Origin of the sequence: Rhodococcoides fascians A25f (assembly GCF_000760935.2) — a bacterium.
Lineage (GTDB): Bacteria > Actinomycetota > Actinomycetes > Mycobacteriales > Mycobacteriaceae > Rhodococcoides.
Window position 1 is genome coordinate 723,117 of record NZ_CP049744.1, and the last position, 24,965, is coordinate 748,081.

Genomic DNA, 24,965 nt, shown 5'->3' on the forward strand with positions numbered 1-24,965 from the left:
CTCAGATCACCTTTCTGGCGCGGAGATCGTCCAGCTGCTCTTCGGTGAGCCCGAGTGTGCGTCCGAGGACATCGTCGGTGTGCTCGCCCAGGTCCGGCCCCGCCCATCTCACGGCGGTCGGCTCGTCGCCGAATCGCGGAACCACTCCGGGAAAGCGAACTTCCTCGGTACTGCCCTGTTCCACAGAGACTTTCAGCGGTTGCACCATTCCGCGTGAAACGAAGTGTTCGTCCTCGGCGATCTGAGCTGCATCGAATACTTCTCCGACGGGTATACCGGCGGCACCGAGTTCGTCGACGACAACAGCTGTCGGCCTTACCGACGTCCAGTCGAAGATCGCTCCGTCGAGTTCGGCCTCGCGCGCAAATCGCTTGTCGCCGTCGGCCAATTCCGGGTCGGCGGCCAGGTCTGCTCGCCCTACCGCAGTCATGAGCCGTCCGAACACGCTGCTCGAGTTTCCAGCAATCATGACGCTGCCGTCCTGGGACCGATAGATGCCACTGGGGACCACGCCGGGGAGATTGCCCGCTGTGCGCTGGCGAACCGTGCCGTATGCGTCGTAGTCCGGGACCAGCGATTCCATGGCCATGAACACCGCCTCGTACAGGGCGACGTCGGCAACCTTGGGCCGGGAATGATCTCCGCTTCGTTCGCGAGCCAGGAGCATCACCAGAGCGCCGACGGCACCGTGTAATCCGGCCAGCACGTCGCCGATCGGTGCTGCCGGCCGCACCGGCTCGCGATCTGCGTGACCGGTGACGTGGCGCAATCCGCCGAATGCTTCTGCTACTCCGCCGAAGCCGGCTCGGTCCCGATGCGGGCCGGTTTGGCCGTAACCCGAGATGCGGACCATGACCACGTCGGGATTGGCTTCCTGGAGGCGGTCGGGTCCGAGGCCCCAGCGCTCGAGGGTTCCGGGCCGGAAGTTCTCCACGACGACATCGGCGGTCTCGACCAACTTCAGCGCGAGATCGCGGCCTTCGTCGGTACGCAGATCGAGAGTCACCGAATGTTTGTTGCGAGCAATGGTCCTGAACATCATGGAGGTGTCTCCGCGGGTTCGACGCCAGCCGCGGAGTTCGTCGCCGACGCCAGGGCGTTCGATCTTGATGACGTCGGCACCGAAGTCCGCGAAAAGTCGACTGGCGAACGGTGCGGCGATGAAGTTGCCCAGCTCGATCACACGGATTCCGTGCAATGGGCCGTTCTCAGTGGTGGTGGACACCGATGGTCACTCCCTGCAGTTGGGTAGTAGGTCCGAGCGAAGATTGCTTGATTATCATTATTTGATAACTCCATTATCTTCTGGTAGGAATGACCGTAGTGTGCTGGATCACTGATGGCAACCACTGTGACGTGGATTCCGAAATTACTGTGCCGATGGAAGGACAGGAACTCATGGCCGATACAAGCTCAGGGTCGATGCTGCTCGCGCTCGAGTGCGGATCACCGACGGTCGACGCGTCCGCGTGGGTCGCCCCCACTGCAACGCTCGTCGGACGAGTGAATCTGGGCCCGGACAGCAGTGTCTGGTACCAGGCCGTTCTGCGTGCCGACTCGGAGGAGATCACGATCGGCGGTGGGTCCAATATTCAGGACGGTGTTGTCGCACATGTGGATCCGGGCTTTCCGCTCACGATCGGTGCGAACGTGAGTGTGGGACACAATGCCGTCTTGCATGGTTGCACCGTCGGGGACGGAACCTTGGTCGGCATGGCTGCCGTCATCATGAACGGCGCAGTGGTGGGAGAGAACTGCCTCGTTGCAGCGGGCGCGCTGGTGACCGAAGGCGCTCGTATTCCACCCAGATCATTGGTGGCGGGTGTCCCCGCCAAGGTTCGGCGGGAATTGACCGACGAGGAGGTCGAGCACTGCACAGTCAACGCGCTCACCTACCGCGATCTGGCCGGCGTCCACCGTGGCGCTCGGCCCTGCTGACGGCGTCGTAGACCGCCGAACGCCTATGCTGCGTAGGCAGTGTCGGCCATGTTGCCGATGCTGAGTGGGAATCGAAAACGGAGGTCGACAGCAGTGACGGACGGTAGCGCCGACACCACTACCGGGGTTTTGGCTCGGGCCGCGGCGATTCTCAATGCGGTCGAGGCATGTCCACGGACCACCGGCGACCTCGCCAAAATGCTTGGCCTGTCTGCATCGACGGTCTATCGGCTGGTCGGCGAGATGGTGCGGTACTCGATGCTCCGCCGGGACAACGACGGCCTTCTTCACCCCGGCGATCGCTTCGGTACCTCCACTCTCGGCGGGCTCGCCGTACCGATTCTCAGGCGCCTGCGGCAGGAGACCGGAGAATCCGCGCAGTTATGGGTACTGCGGGGATCGCATCGGCTGTGCCTGGTATCGGAGGATTCACAACACGAACTCCGGGCGTCGTTGCCCGTGGGTGCGTTACTTCCCCTCGGAGCGGGGTCGGCGGGCCACGTGTTGGCAGGCGATCTCGACGCCGACGCCGACAGTCGCGCACTCGGCTGGTGGGAATCGGTGTCCGAGCGAACCCCAGGACTGACCTCGGTGAGTGCACCGGTCCGCCGGGACGAGCGCATCGTTGCCGCCGTCTGCGTGGCGGGTCCGATAGAGAGGGTGCCGACGTCTGCCGGCAAGATGTGGGGTGAGGCCGTGCGTGATGCTGCACTCGAAATCGAGCAGTCCCTGGTCGTTCGATCCGAGTGGTAGCGGCCTTCGGGTGAGAACAATTCGTTGACCGATGTTGCCGTCGCATCTACGAGACCTGTTGGGCCTCGGTGTCTTTGCGACCCGATGCCGCACAAACGTCCGCGGCAGCGTCGCCACCGAGTTTCATATTCCTGCACCCGTTGGGCTTCTGTTGGTTAAGGTGTGCATTGTAGACCGAACGATCGGTTGTTAAATTGCGCCGACACGAAGCCGAGTGCGTACGCCACAAGACGCACGAGAAGTACTGTGCCGAGGAGACATTGGGTATGAAGAGAACCGCCACACTCTCGTCCACTCTGACCGCCGCCGGGATGGCGCTCTGCGTGGGCGTGCTCGGTGCCTGCAGCGGGTCCAGCGACGCTGCCGAGGCCACGGAGCCACCCGCAACCACGTCGAGGCTGGATTCTGTACTCGAGAGCGGAACGCTGAAAGTGTGTACGACCGGTGATTATCGGCCGTATTCGTACCTCGACCCCGCCACCCAGGAATACGAGGGAATCGACATCACGATGGTCGAGGACCTTGCCTCCCGGATGGATGTGAAGGTCGACTACGTGCACACCACGTGGCCGAACCTCAGTCAGGACTTTCTCGACCAGTGCGATATCGCGGTGGGAGGCATTACCGTATCGACGGATCGTGCTGCGATAGCCTATTTTTCGTCGGCCACCGTCGAGGATGGAAAGACGCCGATCACGTTGTGCACCAACGTCGACAAGTACGACACGATCGACGAGATCAACCGGGCAGGAGTCCGGTCGATCACCCCGCCCGGTGCGACCAACGAGAAGTTCGCCGAAGCGAATTACCCGAACGGTGAGATCATTCGGTTCGCGGACAACAACGCCATCTTCGATGAAATCATCGCCGGCCGCGCCGATGTCATGACCACGGACGCGTCGGAAACCCTGTGGGTACAGAACGAGCACCCCGAACTGTGCGCTGTTCATCCCGACAACCCCTTCACGCACACGCAGAAGGCATACATGCTTCCACGCGGAGACGGTGTGATGCAGCAGTACGTCGACAGTTGGCTCTCGATCGCGGAGCGTGATGGCACGTTCGATGCGGCCAAGAAGCCATGGTGGGGCTGACCGCGCGACAGCGGCCCTCAGGCGGGTGCTATCCGGCCACGGACGTCACCGAAGCCGATGCGAGATCCATTGGGCCCCGGAGCACTCGCGGCAATGACGACGTCGTCGCCATCCTCGAGGAAGGTGCGGGTCTCCGATCCGAGTGACACCGGTTCCTTACCACCCCAGGTCAATTCGATGAATGCCCCGCGCTGATTCTTCTCGGGTCCCGAGATGGTGCCCGACGCGAACAGGTCACCGGTTCGGCTGCTCGCGCCGTTGACGGTTTCGTGGGCAAGCATCTGGGCCGGCGACCAGTACATCGCACTGTAGGGCGGGTGAGAGACGACATGGCCGTTCCAGGACACGGTCAGATCGATATCGAGAGCCCAGGAGCGGGTTTCGCGCAGGTACTCGAGCGGCTCGGGATCCTGAACCGGCGTCGAGGTTCGCGCGTGCTCGAGCGCGAGCAGGGGAACCACCCACGGAGAGATGGACGTCGCGAAACTCTTGCCGAGATTCGGTCCCAGCGGCACGTACTCCCAGGCCTGGATGTCGCGAGCCGACCAGTCGTTGACGATGACGGCACCGAACACGTGCTCGGAGAATTGATCCGGAGAGATGGGACCATCCGCGGGGACGCCGACGATGAAGCCCATCTCTGCTTCGATATCGAGTCGCCGACTCGGACCGAACGTGGGCGACGGCTCGTCGGGTGCCTTGCGTTGCCCTCGAGGCCGGGTGATGTCGGTCCCGGAGACGACCACTGTCCCTGCCCGGCCGTGATACGCCACGGGCAGGTGCTTCCAATTCGGTAGCAGCGGTTCGGCATCGGGCCGGAAGAGTCGACCGAGATTGGACGCGTGGTGCTCGGACGCGTAGAAGTCCACGTAGTCCGCAACTTCGAACGGCAGGTGCATCGTGACGTCGGAAACCGAGACGATCGCTTCCGCGGGGGTCGTGCCACTGACGATCATGGCGGTGACGGACTCGCGGACCTCGACCCACCGACTGCGGCCGCGCGCCATGAAAGCATTGAGGCTGGGGGAGGCGAAAACCGAATCGTTCAGAGCGGCAGAAAGATCGATCACATTGTCGCCGTACCGGACTCCGACTCGAGCGTCCGAACCAGGAGTACTGAAAATGCCGTAAGGCAGGTTGTCGATTCCGAACTCGGAGTCGGCGGGGATGTCGATGTGCGTCATGAACGGCGCGCTCCTTGGTTCACTGAGGTGGGACGAGTCCGAGGCGGACCAGGTCGTCCAGGGGTTCGCGGATGCTGCAGGTGCCGAAAGATGCGAAGGCGCGTTGACCCTCGATCCCGGCGACGAGACCGGCGAGGACGTCGGCGTCCCGGATCGCCAGGATCTTCTCGAGCTCACCGACGCGTGCGCCGCTGTGTGCGGCCTGCGCGGCGAGGATCACGTTGAGGAAACCGTGTTGCTCGAAACCGTTGTGGGGATCGGTGTTACGGGCGGCATGGTGCAGACCCGCGGTGGCTTTGAAGTGGACCTCGCGTTGTGCCGCCTCGTAGATGGACGCGGCAAGCTCCCGCTCGTCCGGGTACTCGACGGCCGTGACGCCGCCGGTCCTGAATTTGGCTCGATACCCGAACTCGTCGACTGCGTCGAAGATGTCGTCTCGTCGGGAGTCTCGGGGGATTTCGACGTAGATGTCGATGTCCTGAGTGATGTTGCGCAAGGCGTCGATGTTCGTGCCCTCGGGTACGGCCACTTCGACGGCAACGACCGTGACCCCGGCGGTGCGGTCGGCGACCCGCAGGCCCGCTTCTACGCTGCCCGGGCCTGCAGGTGCGGTCAACGCGACCTCCATCCGAGCGCCCAGGACGAGCTCGTTCACCCGGTCCATCGGAACGACCAACGGTCCGACGAGGTCTGCGAAAGAACTCGCCCGGTACTCGAGATGTTGTGCTGCAGCAACATCGAGTGGTGTATTGCCGGGAGGAAAGACAGCGGCGTCGTCGCACAGGCGGTGGAAGAACTTCGGGATCATCGGTTCGGCCCCCGGCCTGCCCACGTCCACGCGTACCCGGTGTCCTCGCACGCGAGCGCTCCTTCGCCGAGTTCGAGGGGGCGGAAGGTATCGACCATGACGGCCAGTTCGTCGAAGAACTCGGCGCCGATACTGCGTTCGTAGGCACCGGGTTGCGGACCGTGAGCATGACCGCCCGGATGCACCGAGATCGATCCCTGGCCGATTCCGGAACCCTTGCGGGCCTCGTAGTCGCCGCCGACGTAGAACATGATCTCGTCGGAGTCGACGTTGGAGTGGTAGTACGGCACCGGGATTGCGAGCGGGTGGTAGTCGACCTTGCGCGGAACGAAATTACAGATCACGAAGTTGGCCCCCTCGAATGCCTGATGCGCAGGCGGCGGTTGATGCACACGGCCGGTGATCGGTTCGTAGTCGGAGATGTTGAACGTGTACGGATACAGGCAGCCGTCCCACCCCACTACGTCGAACGGGTGTTGCGGGTAGACGTAGCGGGTTCCGACGATGCCCGTCGAACCACGGTGCTTGACAAGTACTTCGATGTCTTCGCCGTCGGCGAGTAGAGGCTCGGTGGGGCCGTGCAGATCGCGTTCGCAGTAGGGAGCGTTCTCGAGCAACTGGCCGTACTTCGACAGGAACCGCTTCGGTGGAGCGATGTGACTGTTGGCCTCGATGGCGTAGGCGCGCAGGGGGCCGTCGGGAATCCAACGGTGCGTCGTCGCACGCGGAATGAGCACGTAGTCACCCTGCTGCGCCTGGAGAGTACCGAACACCGTTTCGACGGTGGCAGAACCGGATTCGACGTAGACCATCTCGTCACCGATCGAATTGCGATACAGCGGTGAAGTTTTCGATGCGACGACGTAGGACAGTCTGACGTCGGCGTTGCCCAGAACGAGGCGTCGTCCGGTGACCACGTCGGTGTCCGCCACCGTGGATTCGGGAAACAGCTCGTGCAACTTCAGGTGCCGCGGCACGAGCGGATGGTTGGGCGTCGTCGATTGATCGGGCAGGTCCCACACCGTGGCATCGACGATGGCCGACGGTATGTGGCGGTGGTACAGCAGAGACGAGTCCGAGGAGAAGCCCTCTTCGCCCATCAGCTCCTCGTAATAGAGGTTGCCGTCGGGAGTTCGGTGCTGGGTGTGCCGCTTCGGCGGAACCGATCCGAGCTGCCGGTAGTAGGCCACGTGCTCTCTCCTGAGTTCTGTCACCGCTTGTAGTAAAGACATTAACTACTTTCACGTGATCTACGCAACCTTCAGTTGCGCCCCCGTACGTCGAACTGGCTGCGGTTGGTGATCAGTTTGGTCAACAGCATCACCAGGATTCGCTGTTCGGGTTCGGTGAGCGCGCTGGCCCATGCGTTCTCCCGTTCGTTCTGTTCGGCGAACGCCGCGACCATCTCGTCGTGCCCCAGCGCGGTCAGGGCGAGGCGCACCGAACGTCCGTCCTTCTCGTCGGGCGTGCTGGCGAGCAGGCCGCCGGAGATGAGTGTCTTGGACAGGTTCGACACGGCGGCGCGGCTCATGCCGGTCAATTCGGCTGCTCGTCGCGGCTCGATCGGGCCGGCGAGCCACGTGACGAACATCAGCCGAAACGACGACCATGACCAGCCTCGCGGGCGATGAACCGTCGACTCGAGGTCGTACGTGACAATGTTCGACGCTCGGTTCAGTGTCAGCAGAACCTCGGTGGCCAGCTGATGCTCGAACCCGTACTCCCGGGCCAGTGTGGTGTTGGCGGTGTCGATGAACGACCAGAAATCGGGCTTGGGTGCGTCGGTCACGGATTCACTGTAGCCACGAACTCATCTGATCAACATCTTTACTACTCACGCAGCGAGATTCGTGTCCCACCGAGGAGGGGCCATGATGGACCCATGAGCTCGAAGAACCTGTTCGGTGGCCCCCGCACCCTGCTGATCGTGGCAGCAGTGGTCATCGTGATCGCACTCGTCGCTGCTGCCGCGACCCTGATCGTCCGCGCCGTGCTCGGACCGCCCGGAGGGGAGAACAAGTTCGAGATCCAGGGTTACTCTCTCGTACAGGTCGATCCCCAGGTCAGCGACCTCGCGCTCGCCACACGCTAGCCGACTCTGCACCGACCTGCGGGTCGTGTGTCTGCTGAAAATTTCGCCCGCCGCGCGCGAATGTGCGCAGCGTCGCGGCGGGTACCTCGTGCTCGGGAACAGGCTCGCCGATCCACTCGCAGTCACGGACGAAGATCATGTTCGACGCCACCGCGTCGACGCTGTGATCTTCCCGCAGTGGGCCGAAAATTCGGCCGAGAAAGTACTCGCCGTGCTCGGTTCGCGTCCAGACGAAAGATCCGTCCGCGACCTGCTCGAAACGCTCGACCCGTCGTAGCGAGCGTTCGTCGTTCGCCGACATACCGCAGAGTCCGTAGGTGAGGGCACGCTCGACGCCATTCGGCATCGGGGCGCGATAGACATCCGGCATACAGCCGAGCCTAGGACCCGAGGGGGCTACATACCGCTTGGTCCGTTGCAGGATGTTCTCGAACAGCGGACGAATTCGACGAAATGGGGAGCATCGTGTTTTCGAGAAATAGAGTCTTTCGCCTCGTGGCGGTGCCACTGGTGGCGGGAGCCCTGACGCTGGGGTCGGCGGGCATCGCGTCGGCCGCAACCACCACGGAGCTCAGGCCGGTACAGGCATTCGTCTTCTTGCAACACGGCGTCAGTTTCGGGTCGGGGCCGGTCGAGGCAACGGCGACGGTGATCGAGGCAGGGGAGGTCACGGTGACGACAGTGAGCAAGATTTCTGGTGCGGGTGACATGGGCTCGTCAGCGGTCGGCCTGCTGCCGGTTCCGGTGACCGTGGTGTGGACGAACATCGACAACGGCCGATCCGGTTCGGCGGGTGGGATATCGACCGAGCCGATCACTCTCGCTACCGGTGCGGGCCGTGTCGATCTCACGATCACGACGGACACGCCCAACCTTCCCGGTGGTGGCCGCGTCGTCGTGGAGTAGCCGTGTCCTCGGCGTGGAGCACTGACGTGAGCGTCCACAATTCGCTCTCACAAACGGGAAAAGGTATTTCAGCACTGATAGTGGGCGCTGAGATCACCCACAGTGTGGTTCGGTCCAGACCGGCTGGTCCGATGTTGTCGTGATTGGACTCCAGTGGTAGGTTGAAGGTTCAACTTGAACACTCGAAGGACCCGCCATGACTTCTGTGATGAACCCGCCCGTCGCGGGTGCCGCATTCGATGCGTTTCTCGCCGACGTAGCACCCACGAGCCGGTCGCAGCAGATGTGGACCCCGAACGACGGCCCGATGCCTGCCCTGTACATCAGCCATGGCGCGCCCCCGGTTTTCGACGATGCACTCTGGATGGACCAGCTGTTCACCTGGTCGCAGTCGATGCCCAAGCCGAAGGCGATCCTCATCGTCAGCGCGCACTGGGAAGAGGCTCCGCTGAGCCTGTCTGCCTCGGCGGCCGCGACCCCACTGGTCTACGACTTCGGTGGTTTTGCTCAGCGGTACTTTTCGATGGAATACCGGACGCCCGACGCCGAGGTCTTGGCCGCTCGCGTTGCTGCGGCCATACCGGCGTCGGAAAATCTGCACCGACACACCTCTCGCGGCCTCGATCACGGTGCCTGGGTTCCGCTGAAGGTGATGTACCCGTACGCCGATGTCCCCGTTCTGCAGTTGAGCCTGCCGACGCATGCTCCCGATCGGCTGATGGCGATAGGCGCTGCGCTGAAAGAGCTTCGCGCCGAGGGCGTCTTGGTCATCGGATCCGGATTCATGACGCATGGGTTGCCGTTCCTGTCCCGTGAGAACTTCGTGACCAATACCGTCCCGACGTGGTCCGAGGACTTCGATCTCTGGGCGGCCGACGCGTTGGCGCGCGGTGACGTCGCAACGCTGGCGGACTTCCGCAGTGCCGCACCGGGAATGCCGTATGCCCACCCGACCGTCGAACACTTCACGCCGCTGTTCGTCACGCTCGGTGCCGCCGAGAATCCGGAAGCCCCGGTGAACACGGCGATCACCGGCTTCCAGTTCGGTTTGGCGAAGCGGTCGTTCGCGGTCGCGTGACGAACGGGCGCAGCCCAGTGCACTTGGGATCGGTTCACTTCTGAATCTCTTTCGATTCGGGGATTGTTATCCACGCCACTTCGCTCTACAGTTCTGAGCACCATCTCGGACATCGGTGTCCAAGATGGACGGATGCGCTGTACGAACCGTCGCCGGGCGCGCCTCCTGTGGATCCCGTCCTCCGGCGCGAAGGAGTACACCCGTGTCTTCTGCCCGCTCTTGGACGCTGCGTACAGCGATCAGCGTGATGACCGCCGCTGCGGCTTTCGCCGCCATGACGACGCCCGCTGCTGCTGCACCCGATGCGAGCGAGGTGGACATTCAGCCGCCTCTGGCACCGTTCACGTGGCCGAAGATTCCGGAGTTCGACACCGACTTCTACCTTCCGCCCGCCGACGTGGTGGCCGCGACCGCGCCGGGCCAGATCATCGCTGCGCGGCCGGTCGAGCTGGCCACTCTCAACGTCATCCCCACGCAGGTCGACGCGTGGCAGTTGTCGTTCCGGTCCAACAACGGTCGCGACGAGCCGATCGCTGCGGTGACCACCGTCATCAAGCCCCGTGGCGTCCCCGCGGCATCGCGGCCATTGATCTCCATCCAGTTGGCCGAGGATTCTCTCGCTGCCTACTGCGCGCCTTCGTATGCGATGCGAGCGGGTGCGATTCCCTGGCCGGTGACGGGCGCGGTGACCTCGGGTGCTCAATTCCTCGAAGTGCAGGCAGCGTTGGCGCAGGGATGGGCAGTATCGGTACCTGATCACCAAGGTCCGAACAACTCGTTCGCCGCAGGGCCGGTCGCCGGTCGGATCACACTCGACGGAATCCGAGCGGCCGAGAACTTCGAGCCGATGCAGTTGGCCGGGGAGGCCACCAAGGTGGGGATGAGCGGCTACTCCGGTGGCGCGATAGCGACCGGGCATGCAGCCGAACTGGCCGAACGCTACGCCCCCGAGCTCGACATCGTCGGAGTCACCGAGGGTGGAACTCCCGCTGAACTCGGGGCGCTGGTGGACAACGCGAACAACACACTCGGTTCGGGAATCGTCGCTGCCGGGATCATCGGTGCCAGTCGTGAAGATCCCGAGTTGGCCGATTTCGTCGACGAACATATCGATCCGCTCGGCCGGGCGTTGTTCGCGGCGAAGGACAATCTCTGTGTCGGTTACAGCTCGGCACTGCTGCCGTTCGTCAACCTGAAGGGCTTCCTGCACACCGACGGCGACCCGATTCAACAACCGGTGGTGAAGAAGGCCCTGTCTGCGATGCAGCTCGGCGGCACCACACCGAATATGCCGCTCTACGTCTACCATTCCAACCCGGACTGGCTGGTGCCGATCGGACCGGTCAACGCGATGGTCGATTCGTACTGCAGCCGTCCGGGTGCCGATGTCACGTACACCCGTGATCATTTCAGCGAGCACATCACGCTGGAGTTGATCGCTTTTCCGAGCGCGGTGCTGTGGATGCGCGACCGGTTCGCCGGTGTTCCGGTGGAAGCGGGTTGCCGAACGAACGACGTCGGCTCGATGGCGCTCGACACACGTGCACACCCGCTCTTCGTCGACGCTGTAGGCGAGATAGTCGCCGGACTGTTCGGTAAGCCGATCGGGGCGTGAGGGAACCGATCGGCGTACGGCAGGCGAGGTGTCGCCGGCGGTAGACTCCGCCGGTGACTGTCGCCGACGATCAGGGCCGCATCTACGCGGGACGATCGTCCGCCGCGCGAAAAGCCGATCGCCGCGCGCGGTTCTTGCACGCCGGGATCGAGGTCATCGGGGTACGCGGATACGCAGCCACCTCGGTTGCGCATATCTGCGCTGCAGCCGGTCTGGCGCGCAGTCAGTTCTACAGTGAGTTCGCCAACCGTGAGGCGCTGCTCGTGGATGTGTACGACCTGATCCAAGACGACGCCCTGGCTGCAGTCGTCGCCGCACTCGACGGGCAACTCGACCGAGATCGACGCGCGCTGGTTGTTGCTGCGATGACGGCCTTGGTCGGATCGATCGGAGGGGACCCACGCCGAGCACGAATTTCCTATCTGGAGATGCTGGGTGTCAGCGATGCCGTCGAGCAGCACCGGACGCGCCGTCGTGCACAGTGGGTACAGTTCTTCGAGAACACCCTGCGCTCGGAAGTCGGTTCTGATTTCGTTCCGCCAGGTGGATACCGTTTGGCCGCAACGGCATTCCTCGGTGCGCTCACCGAGATCGTCTCCGACTGGTCGCGCACCGATCCCCCTCGCCCACCTATCGAGCACATCGTGGAGACGATGGTTGCCGTTCTGGGAGCGTTCGTTCCGGACCTGAACTGAACTGCGGCGTGTCGCGCAATACAGTGGACCGATGACACCTGCCACCGGTCCACTCGCAGGCCTCGTGGTCGCGGACTTCTCCCGTGTGCTCGCCGGCCCGTACGCGACGATGATGCTCGGCGACATGGGCGCCGACGTGATCAAGATCGAGCGACCCGGAATCGGTGACGACACCCGATCGTGGGGCCCGCCATACGACTCTTCCGGTACGGCAACATATTTCAACTCGGTCAATCGCAACAAGACATCGCGGTTCATCGACCTGCAGTCCGAGAGCGGGGTCGCCCAGGCACGTGAGATCGTCTCGGGCGCGGACATCGTGATCGAGAACTTCCGCGCCGGAACGATGGAACGCCTCGGTCTGGGCTATTCGACTGTGTCGCAATCGAACCGGGGCCTGATCTACTGCTCGATCTCTGGCTTCGGCACCGGGGGAGGAGCTGCGCTCCCCGGATACGATCTGGTGGTCCAAGCCGTCGGCGGGCTGATGAGCGTCACCGGACCCGACGCCTCGACACCGACCAAGGTGGGAGTGGCGATGGTCGATATCGTCACCGGTCTACATGCACTGAGCGGAGTCCTTGCGGCACTGCATCATCGATCACAGACCGGTGCGGGCCAGCAGGTACACACCTCGCTGATGGCGTCGGTGCTGTCCGCGTTGAGCAACCAGTCGGCGGCGTACCTCGGGGCAGGCGTTGTGCCCGTCCCGATGGGAAACAAGCATCCCTCGCTCGTGCCGTACGAGGTGTTCGAGACTGCCGACCGTCCATTGGCACTGGCCGTGGGAAACGACCGGCAATTCGCGGCCCTGGTCGAGGTGCTCGGATTGCCTGCGTTGGCCGAGGACGATCGCTTCTCGTCCAATTCTGCTCGCGTCGAACATCGCGATCACCTGGTCGACGCGTTGACCTCGGCGCTGCGGGCACGGACCGCGGACGAATGGTACCGAGATCTGATGGCCCGCAACGTCCCCGCGGGTCCGGTCAATTCCATCGAAGAGGCGTTTGCTTTCGCGGACTCGCTCGGTCTCGAACCGCGAGTGCAGGTTCCGGGTTCAGTGGCCGACGGCGTCCGTAATCCTCTGGACTTCTCGGCCACTCCGGTGAACTACCGCTTTCCACCGCCCGCCCGGTCCTAGTTCAACGCCCACTTCACCGACACGGACACGGACACGGTCTGCTGTCCCGGTTCGATAGGCACCGCCATGTCTGCCGAACTGGCGGACTCGCCGAAGGTCCGCGCCTGCTCCTGGCCGCTGATCGACTCGGTGATCGACAGAACGTCACCGAGTTCCCCGCCTGCGAGCGATGCGTACTGCTCGGCGCGATCGCGGGCGTCGGCGAACGCCCTGGACCGGGCATCGGAGATCAGTTCGGAATCGTCGTCGATCTTGAAGGAGACTCCCGAGATGCGGGTCGCGTTTCCGCCGGCCGTTGTGGCGTCGCCCAACACCGCGGAGGCCTTCGACAGGTCGCGAACCGTGACCTGCAAGGTGTTGGTGGCTTGGTATCCGGAGATAGCCGAGGTGCCGCCCGGTAGTGCGCCCGAGTACTGCGGATCGATCGACACCTGTTGAGTCTGGATGTCCTCGCGGGCGACGCCGGCTGCAATCACTGCGTCCGTGACCTCACTGACGGCAGAATTGGCCTGTTCGATGGCGGCGGTGACGTCCTCGGCTGTGGCCTGAACACCGATCTGCGTCGTCAACGTATCCGGTGCGCCCTGGACTTCTCCCACGCCGTTGACGTTCACTCCGGGAGGTCCATCGGGGGACGACGTCGCTGGGCTGCTGCACCCCGCGGTCAAGGCCACGGTCAGCAACAGGGCCGATGCGCACGATCCGATCATCCATCGATTTCGACTCATCGCCGTAGTGTCCATCATGACAGGCGAATTGGGAAGGCTCAGGCCTTGCGATACTCGGCGTCGAACGTCACGGTCACCTCGTCCACCACCTTCATGGCTCCGAACATCTGCGAATACGGAGTGATCTTGTAATCCGATTGGCGCACAATAGTTTCGGACTCGATGTGCCATCGATCACCGAGGTCGGTGGCGGTCACATCCACGGTGATCTCCCTGGACACGCCGTGAATCTCGGCCGTGCCGGCCAGTCGAAATCCGGAGTCGACGGCGGTGATCTCCTCCGAAACGAATCGGATCGATGGATGTCGGTCGGCCTCGAAACTCTTGAGCGCGTTTGCCTTCGCCACTATCTTCTCCGGTCCGATCAAGGGTGTCAGTCCACCCTCGCCATGGACCACCTCGAGTGAACTCACCTCGGCAACGAGGGAGACCGCGGTGGGCGCGTCCCCCGACCACTCGACCGTCGCGGTCCAGGAGGTCACCGCAATCGTGAGGCGATGGCCCATCTTGGCTGCCCGTCCGGTGACATCCGTCCGAACGGCCAACTGTCCACCGTCCGATGCGTCGAGCGTCCAGGTCGCGGTAGTCATGCCCCGACTGTATCGGTCCCGCAGAACCGAGGAAGGGACGCGGCGCAGGTGGTTAGGGTGGAGCCATGTTCTCCAATTCCCCTCGAACATTCGTTGCCGACGCCCTCCGCGGCTTCGTCGCCGCCACCGACGACGTCACCTGGCATGCCGATCCCGGATTTCTCACCCGCCGCTATCGCATCTCCGACGGTCAGGTTGCCCTCCTGTCCGGTGGGGGATCGGGCCACGAGCCGATGCATGCCGGTTTCATCGGTCGCGGCATGCTCACCGGAGCCTGCCCCGGTCTGGTCTTCACCTCACCGAACGCCCTTCAGGTGCACGAGGCATCCAAGGCGGTGGACTCCGGCGGCGGCGTGGTGCACATCGTGAAGAACTACACCGGCGACGTGATGAACTTCAAGATCGCCCGAGAATTGTTGCAGGAGGACGGCATCGTCGCCGACGTGATTCTCGTCGACGACGACGTGGCCAGTGAGAGCGAGGACGGCCCGGGGCGTCGCGGCACCGCGGCGACCATCGTCGTCGAAAAGGTATGCGGTGCAGCGGCAGAACGCGGCGACAGTCTGCAGGCGGTCGTTGCACTGGGGCGTCGAACAGCGGTGAACGCGCGCAGTATGGCTGTCGCGCTGAACCCGCCGACGCTACCGGGCGCCGACGGTCCGTCGTTCGAATTACCCAAGGAGGAAATCGAACTCGGCATCGGTATCCACGGAGAACGCGGCACCGACCGCGTGCCCCGGCTGCCCGCTCGGGAGATCGTGGAGAAGCTGACCGAGCCCATCGTGGGCTCGCTCGGATTGAATTCGGGCGAATCGGTGATTGCGATCGTCAACGGGCTCGGTGCAACGCATCCGCTCGAGCTACATCTGCTGTTCGGCGAGCTCTCGGAGTACCTGCAGGGCAAGGGTATCGAGATTTCCCGCTCACTCGTCGGAAGTTTCGTCACTGCACTCAACATGGGCGGCGCGTCGATCACACTCGTGCGCGCCGACGACGAGATGCTCGAACTGTGGGACGAGCCGACCGACGCACCCGGTTGGCCCAACGCTCAGAGCCGGGGCGCGAAGCCGGTGGCCGAACGCGGAGCATTCGGGCCGACGTTCTCACCGTCCGACACCGGTGGGAAGTCGACCTTCGTTTCCGAGTGGATCGGGTCGTGGGCGCAGCGTGTGCTCGACGAGGAGCCGGCTCTGACCGAGTTGGATCGCAAGGCGGGCGACGGCGACTTCGGAACCAACATGGTGGCCGCGCTCGAACAACTCGATCTGGGCGCAGTGAAGGAAACCTATTCGGCAGCAACGGTATTCGAGGCAGTGAGCGAGGCCTACCTGGGCCATGCGGGCGGTACGTCCGGCGCACTGTTCGGCATCTGGTTCCGCCAGTTCTACCGGACGATGCTCGAATCCGAGCCGGATCCCGCGGCTATCGGGCAGGCCGCCCGTGCCGGGCTGGACAGCATCACCGAACTCGGCGGCGCACGGGTGGGCGACAAGACGATGGTCGACGCCATCGCCCCGGCCGTCGAGGCGCTCGAGAAGGACGGCGGCACCCTGCAGAATGCAGCAGACGCCGCAAAGGCCGGAGCCGAATCGACCGAGGACATGACCGCCAACCGCGGTCGCGCCAGCTACGTCGGCGAAGCCGCGCGAGGCGTCGTCGACCCCGGTGCGCTCGTCATGGCCTGGTTCTTCGAGGCGGCAGCTTCTAACGGATCGAACTGAGAAAGACCTCCGCGATCGCTTCGAGGCCGGCCTGATCGTCGGCGTCGAAGCGATTCGGCACGGGGCTGTCCAAGTCGAACACACCGATCAGAGTGTCGCCCTGGTACAGCGGTACGACGACCTCGGAGCGAGTGTTGGCATCGCACGCGATGTGGCCCGGGAAGGCGTGGACATCGGCAACTCGCTGCGTCTCGCGGGTGGTGGCGGCAGAGCCGCAGACGCCTTTGCTCAGCGCGATGCGCACGCAGGCGGGCTGACCTTGAAAGGGACCGACGACGAGTTCGGTGCCGTCGAAGAGGTAGAAGCCGACCCAATTGACCTCCGGCAGAGCGTGATAGACCAACGCGGAGAGATTGGCGGCATTGGCGATCAGGTTCGACTCTTCGTATACGAGGCCCTTGGCCTGCTCGGCGAGCTGCTGATACTGCTCTACCTTGGACCCGTTCAGTTCGGTCGCGGTGAAGGACATGCACCGAGTCTAAGCGCACACCCCAACACCACCAGATACGCCGACATGCCGCCCACCTGAACCCGCTGGGCAACACCGAGGCCGTGATCGCCGGGAAGATTGTCGGCGATCATCAGCCATGCCGTTGCCAGGGTCGTGACAGCCAGCACCGCGACACCGAGCGTCCGAAGGAGGGGATAGGGCTCATAGCGGAATGCAGCGAGCGTGAACGCGATCATGACCGTGAAGATCGCGAACACCGCGATGGTGCTGGTGAGTGCGTGCAGGTGATGGAGTTGCGGGAACAATCCGCTGGGCTCGATCGGACAGGTCGGATCGTCGGCGGCCACACACTCGAGTGGAAGTTTCGCGTCGGCGATGGTGGCGATACCGAAGATGCCCGACGCCACCCAGCCGGTGACGACGAGCCGTCGACGCTGGGTGGCGAGAAAGCCGAGTACTGCTGCGACGACCATCAGTGAACCGGTGACGACGTCTGCGGTGGAGAAGAATTCGCGGTACGGCTGATCGCGGGCGTCGAGTTCGCTGAGAAACGAGGTGGTGGGGTCGAGACCGGTGTCGATTAAGAATTCGGCCACCCACGCGGAGTACAGCAGTCCGGCGAGGATCAAGCAGATCGCCACTACGACGCGGCGGATATCAACGCCTTCAGTTCTCGAACGCACCGATCAAGGCTAGCCAGTCAGTACATCGGCAGCTGCCACCGCCAGTGCGACCGCGGACTCGCACTGGTCGGTCAGGACGGTCAGAGTGGGAACCGTGCGGGCAAAAAGGGCGGCAGTGTCGTCTTTCTCCGGCATACCGAGCACGGGGTTGCCCAACACGATGTCCGCGAAGCACGCCGAATCCGAGCCGCGTGTTTCGACGGTGTAGCCGCCCTGCTCGACGGTCGTGCGGTCATTCGAGCGCATGTCACCGTCGACGTAGTCGAGAGTGACGTCGAGCATCGCCACGTTGTCCTCGAACGTTGCCGAGGACGCCGTGAAGTGGCAACGGTACGGATCGGAGGGAGGGTTCCAGCGGTCCACCGTCCAGGTTGCGGGCAAGTGTTCCAAGACGCCGCATAAATCTTTCGAGGCAAGCGGCAGGTTGTACTTGGAATCGGCGCGCAGCGGTGGATCCTCCAACAGACCCAGTGCGGTCTCGGTAATGGATTTTGCTGCAGAGCACGCGTCCGAGTCGGCGCGATAGACGTCGACCGTGGCGAAGCCGCGGCCGGATTCAGTGAGGAAACCGTCCATGGGCCCCGGGGTGGTGCCGTCGAACTCGTCGCGAAGCGGAAAGCCGATACGGCACGACCCCTGCGACGAGTTGTCCAGATACACCTGTTCGTCACCGATCGTGATCTGCTCGTAGTCCGTGTCGTCGGACGTCGGTTGATATCCGTTCAGATCGATCGAGACGGAGTCGGTGGCGCTCGATCTTGCGGGGCTCAGGCTGGCCGAGCACGTGCTCAATTCGCCCTCGGGGCGGAGCTGGACCACGGTGCCGAGGGCAGCGAGATCGTCTTCCGTGAGAAAGCCACAGGGATCGAGACTGCGTACGAATTCTGCCGTGTCGGCCAGATATTGGTCTGCCTCCGACATCTCGAATCCGTACCTGTTCTGCGGTAAAGAACTGCCGGTGGGCGACGAACTGCCTGCGGGGAACGCGCTGCCGAGCAACACCACCGCGCATCCGCTCGTCGATACCGACATCGCCAGCGCCACCGCCGCGAGCAACCAATTTCTACGCACCGTTTCCCCCGAACTCGAATCGACCGATCATGGGGTTGGACGCGCGCGGGCTCGAAATGGTTTCAGGCGGGAGTGGAGCCCGCGGAATGACCCAGATTATTCAGCTTGGAGTTCGTTCTCAACGCGGTCGGCGGCGATAGCGGGGTCTTCGTGTTCCCAGATGCGCACCACGCGCCAGCCCTCCGCGAGAAGCTTCTCGTCGGTGTCGCGATCGCGGGCGACGTTGGCGGCCAATTTGTCGGCCCACCACTGAGCGTTGTTGCGGGGCTTGGTCGCGTGCACCGGGCAGCTGTGCCAGAAGCAGCCGTCGACGTAGACCGCGACCTTGCGTCGGGGAAAGACCAGATCTGCTCGACGCCGCATGCCCTTCAGCGGAGCACGATCGACGAAATACCGGAGACCTCGGCGGTGCAGTGCTCGTCGCAGGGCCACCTCGGGTTTGGTGTCGCGGCGTTTCTGCTTGCTCAGTCTCGCGCTGGTTTTCGCATCGGTTATCGGCCGGGAAGCGCTCACACTGGGACCCGCTCGGCGTACCCGCCCATGCGCTCGAGGTGGGCGTCGAGATCGTCGAGGAATCCCGGAGCGAAACGGAGGCTACCGGCCCGGGCCCGTTTGAGAAATCCGGCGGTCGCGCGAGCGGAGAGCAGCTTGGAGTCGTCCAGAAAGCCGGCCAGGTCCTCGTAGGGCTCGTGCACCGGCATGGCCGAGATCGTCACCTTGAACGTCGTCCGGTCACGTCCCCAGGCTGCTGTCGGCCAGGCCTGGCCAGGCAGAACAGTCGCATCGTTCGAGGCGTCATAGGGCTTCGGGTCGTCGAGAGCGCGCGCGGCCCATGACGCCATCCGCACACTGACGGCATTGCCGACGAGCTTCCAGCGATGTCCGCTGCGGACGCCGGGCTGCTGGACGGCAGGCAGCGTCCAGTCCGGATCGAATCCCTGCAGACGCTCGGCCCCGATGATGCCGGGCGTGACGATTTCCCCGGACGGCAACCGCACCGCCGGGGGACTGGCAATGCCGAGCGAGGACCCGCCCTTGAGCGTCGGGACCGCGTTGACGGCCCAGCCCAGTCCGCGGATTCCCTCGGTCCAGTAGAACCCGCACGGCTGGGTGCTCGGATCGCCGTCGGGCAACGGGCCGGCATCCTGGGAGAACAGCACCTCGCGCGGATCGTCGGTGCGCGAGGCCAGCATCACCACCCGCTGCCGACGCTGCGGCAATCCGAACGCTCGGGCGTCGACGACGCGGTAGGCCCACATGTAACCGAGGTCCTCGAGCGCGTCGGTGATGTGCCGCATGGCGGCCCCGCGGCCGAGTTGCAGCATGAACGGCACGTTCTCGATGAGCAGCCAGCGCGGGCCGCGCCGCCGCGTGACCAGCCGGAACACCTCGTCGACCAGGCCGGATCGGGCACCGGTGATGCCCGCGGTGCGTCCAGCCTGGGAGAGGTCTTGGCACGGGAAGCCCGCTGCTACCAGTTCGGTGTCGGCAGGCAGGCTCCGGAGTGTGGTGACATCGCTGTGCAGGGGGACGTCGGGCATACGGGCGGTGAGGACGGCTTGGGCTCCGGGATCGACCTCGCACAGCAACTGCGTCGACCAGCCCGCCTCGGCCAACCCCAGCTCGAGCCCGCCGATTCCCGCGAACAACCCGACCATCGACCGTGCGCTCACGTGTGCCCTTCTCTCGCCCGACGGTCCTACGGTACTCGAGAGTGGTCGGCCTTGACCTCGACCTAGCTCGAGGTTTCACACTGGAATGCGAGGGCCGAAAAATCGGTTGGAAACTGAGCCTGTGCAATGAAATCATTCGAGCACAGCAATAAGGAGAAGAACTGTGTCTACGGGTGTGCTCGATCCCGAAACCCGAACCCTCGATCAGCCATACCTGGACACGGCGAAGGCGCCCAGCTCACTGCAGCGTTTTGCGCCGTTCCTGGCCCCGTACAAGTGGTTCTACATCGGCTCGATCGTGGTCTCACTCATCGCGACTTTGACCGGTCTGGTGATTCCGCTGGTGATGCAACGCGTCATCGACGGCCCCATCACCGATCGCGATTTCTCAGCTGTCTGGTGGCCTGCGGCATTCGTCCTGTTGCTCGGCACCATCGACGCGGCCGGAATCTGGGTGCGGCGTTACCTGGTGTCCAGGCCGTCGAGTCAATTTGAAATCACAGCTCGTGCAACAGTATTCGACAAATTGCAGCGGCTCTCGGTCGCAGCGCACGAAAGTTGGGAATCGGGGCAGCTGCTCTCGCGCGCCATCGCCGATCTCGGTTCGCTACGCCGGTTCATGGCGTTCATCGGCCCGTTCATCATCATCAACGCCGTCACGCTCGTTGTGGGTATCGGCGTATTGCTGGTCCAGTCCTGGCAATTGGGGCTGATCATGCTGGCGACGTCGGTGCCGCTGGTGATCGCCTGCACCAAGTTCGAGACGCTGTACCGCGTCGTAGCGCGTGACGCCCAGGATCAGGCGGGCGATGTCACGACGACGGTCGAGGAATCCATTCAAGGCATTCGTGTTCTGAAGGCCTTCGGTCGAAGTGCGCACCTGGGCAAGCAGTTTCTTCGCCAGGCTCGCACTCTGCGCGGGACCGAGCTGAAGAAGGTGCGCTACCTCGCGATCATCTGGGCCGTCATCGTGGGGCTGCAACCGATCACCATCGGAGCGATTCTGGCCGTGGGGACGTACTCGATCGTGCAGGGCACGATGACGGTCGGCACCCTCGTCGCCGCCATCGCCATCGTCACGTTCCTGTTGTGGCCGATCGAGTCGTTCGGTTACCTGCTGGCCGAGCTGAACAATGCACGTACGGCAGCGGATCGGTACTGGGAGATCATGGACACTCCCGAAACCGTCACCGATCCGGACGATCCCATCGAACTGCCCGAAAGAATCCGCGGCCGAGTGCAATTCGACCGTGTCGGATTCACCTTTCCCGACGCGTCCTCGCCGCTGCTCGAGGATGTCAGTTTTGTCATCGAGCCGGGGGAGACCGTTGCGCTCGTCGGTAACACCGGCAGCGGCAAGACTGCACTGACCAACCTCGTTCCTCGGCTGTTCGACGTCACCGAGGGGTCCATCACGATCGACGGTATCGACGTGACGTCGATGCGATTGTCGGACCTGCGTTCCATCGTGTCGGTGGCCTTCGAGGATCCGGTGCTGTTCTCGGCCAGTGCTCGCGAGAACATCGCGCTCGGTTCTCCCGGTGCGTCCGATGCCGAGATCGCCGAGGCGTTGGAGATCGCGCACGCAACGGATTTCGTCGAGCGGCTGCCGTGGGGTTTGGCCACTCGCATCGGCGAGCAGGGCATGAGCCTGTCCGGCGGACAGCGGCAGCGGCTCGCGTTGGCGCGCGCGGTGCTGGGCAAGCCACGGGTGCTGGTGCTCGACGACCCGCTGTCCGCGCTCGACGTGGACACCGAAGCGAAAGTACAGAAGGAGTTGCGGCGCGTATTGGCGCATTCGACGACAGTGCTGGTGGCACACCGGCCGTCGACCGCTGCGTTGGCCGACCGCGTGCTCTATCTCGAGAACGGAAGAATTGTGGAGCAGGGAACGCACGAGGGACTGTTGGCGTCGTCGCCGCGGTACCGCGAGGTGATGGGGTCGGTCCATGAGTGATCAGAGCTCCACCGAGGATTGGCGGGGTGTCGGCGGGGAGGAATCCGAGGTCGACGCCACCGGAAACCTGGTGCTGGCCGGACGTTCTCGTCGTTTGCTCGCATCTCTGGTGCGCCCGTACAAGAAGCAGGCCCTGCTGTCGTTCCTGATCATCCTGGTCGACAACATCACCTACGTGGCGGGCCCACTGTTCATCGCCTATGCGCTGGACAACGGCGTCGGTGCTGCGGGACAGGGTGATTGGGGCCCGCTGCTGTGGGCCGTCGGCGGCTACACCGGCTTCGGGCTGCTCGGAATGTTCACCACCTATGCGTTTCTCACCGTCTCGGGGCGGCTGAGCCAGAACATCCTGTACGACCTGCGCGGCCGGGTGTTCGATCATGCGCAGAAGCTGAGCCTGTCGTTCCACGAGAAATACACCTCGGGGCGGCTGATCTCGCGACTGACCAGCGACGTCGAGTCTCTGCAGACCTTGCTCGAAAGTGCGCTCAACGATGCACTGACGGCCATCCTGTCGATGGTGTCGATCGCGATCATCCTGGTGTATCTCGATGTACCGATGGCGCTGATCGTGCTGGCCGGCTTCGTTCCCCTGGTGCTCGTCACGCGGTGGTCGCAGCGTCGCCAACGCCAGGGATACCGTCGAACACGGGTGGCGATCGCGCGTGTCGTGGTCCACTTCGTGGAGTCGATGGGCGGCATTCGCGCAGTACAGGTGTTCCGACGCGAGGGCCGCAACGACGCCATTCTCAGCACCGAGGATTCGGAGTATCGCGACGCCACCACCGCGGCGTTGCGCGGCATGGCGAGCTACACCGGCATCGTGCGCTGGATCGGCAACGTCACGCTTGCGATCATCCTGGTGTTCGGTAGTTGGCGAGTGATCAACGGTCACATGGACATCGGTGTGCTTGCCGCCTACGTGCTGTATCTCCGACGGTTCTACGGGCCGCTCGACGAGTTGGCGATGGTCTTCAACGCCTACCAGTCCGCCGCGGCTGCGCTGGAGAAGATCTCCGGTGTGCTCGAGGAGGAACCGTCGGTGATCGCACCGAAGAATCCGGTGAAGATCGGAACGGTGAAGGGCGACATCACGTTCGACGACGTGCACTTCTCGTACGGCTCCGAGCGCGTTGTGCTGCCCGAGTTCTCGTTGCACGTGCCCGCAGGTCAGGTGGTCGCGATGGTCGGGGCCACCGGAGCCGGAAAGTCGACACTGGCAAAGCTGTTGGCGCGCTTCTACGATCCGACGGCCGGAGCCGTGCGACTCGACGGCATCGACATGCGGGAGATCAGCGACGAGGACCTACGCCGCAACGTCGTCATGGTGACGCAGGAGTCGTTCCTGTTCTCCGGTTCGGTGGCGGACAACATCCGTCTCGGACGCCCGACGGCGACCGATGCGGACGTGCGGGCTGCGGCCGACGCCGTCGGACTGACCGAGTTCATCGCGTCGCTGCCCGACGGCATCGACACCGACGTACGCAAGCGCGGTGGCCGATTGTCCTCGGGTCAACGGCAATTGGTGGCCTTCGCGCGGGTGTTCCTCGCTGCGCCGTCGGTGATCGTGCTCGACGAGGCAACATCGAGTTTGGACATCCCGAGCGAGCGGCTGGTGCAGCGTGCGCTCGAGACCATCCTGCAGGGGCGAACGGCGCTGATCATCGCGCACCGCCTGTCGACGGTGGCGATCGCCGATCGCGTACTGGTCATGTCCGACGGAGACATCGTCGAGGACGGAACTCCCGAGGATCTGATCGCGGGAGAGGGACGCTTTGCGCACCTGCACGAGGCGTGGGAAGACTCGCTGGTCTGATTTTCGTAACGCCTGGTCGGTCCCCGGCGAAATGACCTGTATGAGAAGAACATTTGTAGCGGCAACACGAGTTGCCACCGTCGTCGTCTCAGGTCTGGCCTTTTCAGCAATCATCGGCGCAGGCGTTTCCCATGCTGACACTCAGGATTGCTCCATCGCCCACGATGCCTTCGGCGCGTCTGCAACGTGCCACGACACCGGTGCTCCTCCGGGGAGGGAGTACGTACTGATCACCGAATGTTGGGGCTTCCATGTCACCGCCGCCGTTCCGTTCCTGGCGGTCGGCCCCTACACCTCGTCGAGCCGATCCTTCGTGCCGACAGGTCAGGCGTCGGGCAACTGCGGTTCGAGCTGGGACCAGCCGACGTCGACCCTCGGTGTGGTCACCGGTGCCCACGTGGAGATCTATCGCCAGTGAGATCGGCCTGGTGACCGATCAGGTCCAGGGCGTGATGGGCGGCTTGACCCACATGATCTTCTCGTCGGCGTGCTGTGGCGTCGCGCCGTCGTGACTGGGGTGTTCGGCCGCCCATGCGGATTTGCGGTCGAGCAGCTCGGCCACGATGGTCCAGGTTTCCATCGTGCTCGGTGGGTGCAGGTCTGCCGCGCGGGCGAGTTTCCTGCGGACGGCGTCGGTGAGGTCGAGCAGTTCGGCTCCGGTGATACCGCGATCCCAGACATAGCGCGCCAATGCCGTCGCTTTGTCCTGTCGACTCTTGGCAGCCTGTTCGGAATGTGCGAAATCGAACTGCCCGCCGCCTGTGTTCTCTGTCGTCACGGTCATCACCTTAAGTAATGGCGGGAGTGGAGCCTGCGGAATGACCAGGAGTGAAAGAGGAAAAGGCACGTCCGCTTGTTCTCGAGGGGGGCTCGTCGCCTACCGTAGATGGGTGATCACTCAAGCATCGGGTGCCGAGCATGCCTCCGTCCCTGCGTCTGACTCCACCGACGCCAAAACCTGGCCCTCGATC

General features: G+C 63.8%; 27 protein-coding genes. 13 read left to right on the forward strand and 14 right to left on the reverse strand.

The window, feature by feature from the left end; translation table 11 throughout:
- Position 1: 1 nt before the first annotated feature.
- Positions 2-1,225 (reverse strand): CaiB/BaiF CoA transferase family protein, encoded by a 1,224-nt coding sequence (locus BH93_RS03340; protein WP_037175785.1) that lies wholly within the window; start codon positions 1,223-1,225, stop codon positions 2-4.
- 173 nt (positions 1,226-1,398) lie between these two features.
- On the opposite strand from BH93_RS03340, the gene BH93_RS03345 reads away from it, so the two are divergent.
- The 3 genes from BH93_RS03345 (at position 1,399) to BH93_RS03355 (ending at position 3,785) form a co-directional block, all read left to right on the forward strand.
- Entirely contained in the window at positions 1,399-1,938 is a 540-nt protein-coding gene (locus tag BH93_RS03345; RefSeq protein WP_037176878.1) for a gamma carbonic anhydrase family protein, read from the forward strand.
- A 93-nt stretch (positions 1,939-2,031) separates the two neighbouring features.
- A complete protein-coding gene (locus tag BH93_RS03350; protein ID WP_037175787.1) occupies positions 2,032-2,691 on the forward strand; it encodes an IclR family transcriptional regulator in 660 nt (219 codons plus the stop codon).
- 266 nt (positions 2,692-2,957) lie between these two features.
- Positions 2,958-3,785 carry a transporter substrate-binding domain-containing protein gene (locus tag BH93_RS03355; protein WP_080739228.1) on the forward strand — a complete coding sequence of 276 codons (828 nt, stop codon included), beginning with the start codon at positions 2,958-2,960 and terminating at the stop codon, positions 3,783-3,785.
- A 17-nt stretch (positions 3,786-3,802) separates the two neighbouring features.
- Here the strand turns inward: BH93_RS03355 and fahA are convergent, their stop codons facing one another.
- The 4 genes from fahA to BH93_RS03375 form a co-directional block, all read right to left on the reverse strand.
- Positions 3,803-4,969: a fumarylacetoacetase gene (fahA, locus tag BH93_RS03360; RefSeq protein WP_037175789.1), complete on the reverse strand. Its 1,167-nt coding sequence runs from the start codon at positions 4,967-4,969 to the stop codon at positions 3,803-3,805.
- A gap of 19 nt (positions 4,970-4,988) precedes the next feature.
- Positions 4,989-5,828: a hypothetical protein gene (locus BH93_RS03365; RefSeq protein ID WP_347402322.1), complete on the reverse strand. Its 840-nt coding sequence runs from the start codon at positions 5,826-5,828 to the stop codon at positions 4,989-4,991.
- Entirely contained in the window at positions 5,774-6,967 is a 1,194-nt protein-coding gene (locus BH93_RS03370) for a homogentisate 1,2-dioxygenase (RefSeq protein WP_032385929.1), read from the reverse strand. Before BH93_RS03370 ends, BH93_RS03365 begins: the two co-directional genes overlap by 55 nt.
- Before the next feature lie 71 nt (positions 6,968-7,038).
- Positions 7,039-7,566 (reverse strand): MarR family winged helix-turn-helix transcriptional regulator, encoded by a 528-nt coding sequence (locus tag BH93_RS03375; RefSeq protein WP_037175793.1) that lies wholly within the window; start codon positions 7,564-7,566, stop codon positions 7,039-7,041.
- Between the two features lie 93 nt (positions 7,567-7,659).
- Between BH93_RS03375 and BH93_RS03380 the strand changes: the two genes are divergently transcribed.
- Positions 7,660-7,869: a hypothetical protein gene (locus BH93_RS03380; protein WP_037175795.1), complete on the forward strand. Its 210-nt coding sequence runs from the start codon at positions 7,660-7,662 to the stop codon at positions 7,867-7,869.
- On the opposite strand, the gene BH93_RS03385 is transcribed toward BH93_RS03380, so the two are convergent.
- Complete coding sequence (locus tag BH93_RS03385; protein ID WP_037175797.1) at positions 7,841-8,239, reverse strand: hypothetical protein; 399 nt, start codon at positions 8,237-8,239, stop codon at positions 7,841-7,843. The two genes, BH93_RS03380 and BH93_RS03385, sit on opposite strands and share 29 nt — an antisense overlap.
- 125 nt (positions 8,240-8,364) lie before the next feature.
- Here BH93_RS03385 and BH93_RS03390 point away from each other — a divergent pair, with 125 nt between their 5' ends.
- The 5 genes from BH93_RS03390 (at position 8,365) to BH93_RS03410 (ending at position 13,304) form a co-directional block, all read left to right on the forward strand.
- On the forward strand, positions 8,365-8,775 hold the full coding sequence (locus BH93_RS03390; protein ID WP_032388013.1) for a hypothetical protein: 411 nt from the start codon (positions 8,365-8,367) through the stop codon (positions 8,773-8,775).
- Between the two features lie 196 nt (positions 8,776-8,971).
- Entirely contained in the window at positions 8,972-9,853 is an 882-nt protein-coding gene (locus BH93_RS03395; protein ID WP_037175799.1) for a dioxygenase family protein, read from the forward strand.
- Between the two features lie 247 nt (positions 9,854-10,100).
- On the forward strand, positions 10,101-11,468 hold the full coding sequence (locus BH93_RS03400) for a lipase family protein (protein ID WP_037175801.1): 1,368 nt from the start codon (positions 10,101-10,103) through the stop codon (positions 11,466-11,468).
- A 53-nt stretch (positions 11,469-11,521) separates the two neighbouring features.
- On the forward strand, positions 11,522-12,163 hold the full coding sequence (locus BH93_RS03405) for a TetR/AcrR family transcriptional regulator (RefSeq protein ID WP_037175803.1): 642 nt from the start codon (positions 11,522-11,524) through the stop codon (positions 12,161-12,163).
- A gap of 31 nt (positions 12,164-12,194) precedes the next feature.
- Positions 12,195-13,304, forward strand: a complete 1,110-nt coding sequence (locus tag BH93_RS03410; protein WP_037175804.1) for a CaiB/BaiF CoA transferase family protein — start codon at positions 12,195-12,197, stop codon at positions 13,302-13,304.
- On the opposite strand, the gene BH93_RS03415 is transcribed toward BH93_RS03410, so the two are convergent.
- Positions 13,301-14,032 carry an SIMPL domain-containing protein gene (locus BH93_RS03415; protein WP_037175806.1) on the reverse strand — a complete coding sequence of 244 codons (732 nt, stop codon included), beginning with the start codon at positions 14,030-14,032 and terminating at the stop codon, positions 13,301-13,303. The two genes, BH93_RS03410 and BH93_RS03415, sit on opposite strands and share 4 nt — an antisense overlap.
- Positions 14,033-14,070: 38 nt before the next feature.
- On the reverse strand, positions 14,071-14,622 hold the full coding sequence (locus BH93_RS03420) for a YceI family protein (RefSeq protein ID WP_032379918.1): 552 nt from the start codon (positions 14,620-14,622) through the stop codon (positions 14,071-14,073).
- A gap of 65 nt (positions 14,623-14,687) precedes the next feature.
- On the opposite strand from BH93_RS03420, the gene dhaL reads away from it, so the two are divergent.
- The gene (gene dhaL, locus BH93_RS03425) at positions 14,688-16,343 is read left to right on the forward strand and encodes a dihydroxyacetone kinase subunit DhaL (RefSeq protein WP_037175810.1); all 1,656 of its coding nucleotides are present in this window, start codon (positions 14,688-14,690) and stop codon (positions 16,341-16,343) included.
- On the opposite strand, the gene BH93_RS03430 is transcribed toward dhaL, so the two are convergent.
- The 5 genes from BH93_RS03430 to BH93_RS03450 all read right to left on the reverse strand — a co-directional run bounded on the left by BH93_RS03430 (position 16,327) and on the right by BH93_RS03450 (position 20,206).
- A complete protein-coding gene (locus tag BH93_RS03430) occupies positions 16,327-16,812 on the reverse strand; it encodes a GAF domain-containing protein (protein WP_037175811.1) in 486 nt (161 codons plus the stop codon). The two genes, dhaL and BH93_RS03430, sit on opposite strands and share 17 nt — an antisense overlap.
- Positions 16,788-17,477 (reverse strand): DUF998 domain-containing protein, encoded by a 690-nt coding sequence (locus BH93_RS03435; RefSeq protein WP_037175813.1) that lies wholly within the window; start codon positions 17,475-17,477, stop codon positions 16,788-16,790. The genes BH93_RS03430 and BH93_RS03435 overlap by 25 nt, the downstream gene beginning before the upstream one ends.
- 9 nt (positions 17,478-17,486) lie before the next feature.
- Positions 17,487-18,548: a hypothetical protein gene (locus BH93_RS03440; RefSeq protein ID WP_155291060.1), complete on the reverse strand. Its 1,062-nt coding sequence runs from the start codon at positions 18,546-18,548 to the stop codon at positions 17,487-17,489.
- Between the two features lie 96 nt (positions 18,549-18,644).
- Entirely contained in the window at positions 18,645-19,061 is a 417-nt protein-coding gene (locus BH93_RS03445) for a very short patch repair endonuclease (RefSeq protein ID WP_037175817.1), read from the reverse strand.
- Positions 19,058-20,206 carry a DNA cytosine methyltransferase gene (locus tag BH93_RS03450; RefSeq protein WP_037176883.1) on the reverse strand — a complete coding sequence of 383 codons (1,149 nt, stop codon included), beginning with the start codon at positions 20,204-20,206 and terminating at the stop codon, positions 19,058-19,060. Before BH93_RS03450 ends, BH93_RS03445 begins: the two co-directional genes overlap by 4 nt.
- A gap of 178 nt (positions 20,207-20,384) precedes the next feature.
- Here BH93_RS03450 and BH93_RS03455 point away from each other — a divergent pair, with 178 nt between their 5' ends.
- From BH93_RS03455 to BH93_RS03465, 3 genes are read left to right on the forward strand one after another with little or no spacing between them, the layout of a single operon-like run.
- Positions 20,385-22,178, forward strand: coding sequence for an ABC transporter ATP-binding protein (locus BH93_RS03455; RefSeq protein ID WP_037175818.1), 1,794 nt, complete (start codon positions 20,385-20,387; stop codon positions 22,176-22,178).
- On the forward strand, positions 22,171-23,994 hold the full coding sequence (locus BH93_RS03460) for an ABC transporter ATP-binding protein (RefSeq protein ID WP_037175819.1): 1,824 nt from the start codon (positions 22,171-22,173) through the stop codon (positions 23,992-23,994). The genes BH93_RS03455 and BH93_RS03460 overlap by 8 nt, the downstream gene beginning before the upstream one ends.
- 40 nt (positions 23,995-24,034) lie before the next feature.
- A complete protein-coding gene (locus tag BH93_RS03465; protein ID WP_242459110.1) occupies positions 24,035-24,412 on the forward strand; it encodes a hypothetical protein in 378 nt (125 codons plus the stop codon).
- Between the two features lie 18 nt (positions 24,413-24,430).
- On the opposite strand, the gene BH93_RS03470 is transcribed toward BH93_RS03465, so the two are convergent.
- Positions 24,431-24,772, reverse strand: a complete 342-nt coding sequence (locus BH93_RS03470; protein WP_242459111.1) for a hypothetical protein — start codon at positions 24,770-24,772, stop codon at positions 24,431-24,433.
- Between the last annotated feature and the right edge of the window lie 193 nt (positions 24,773-24,965).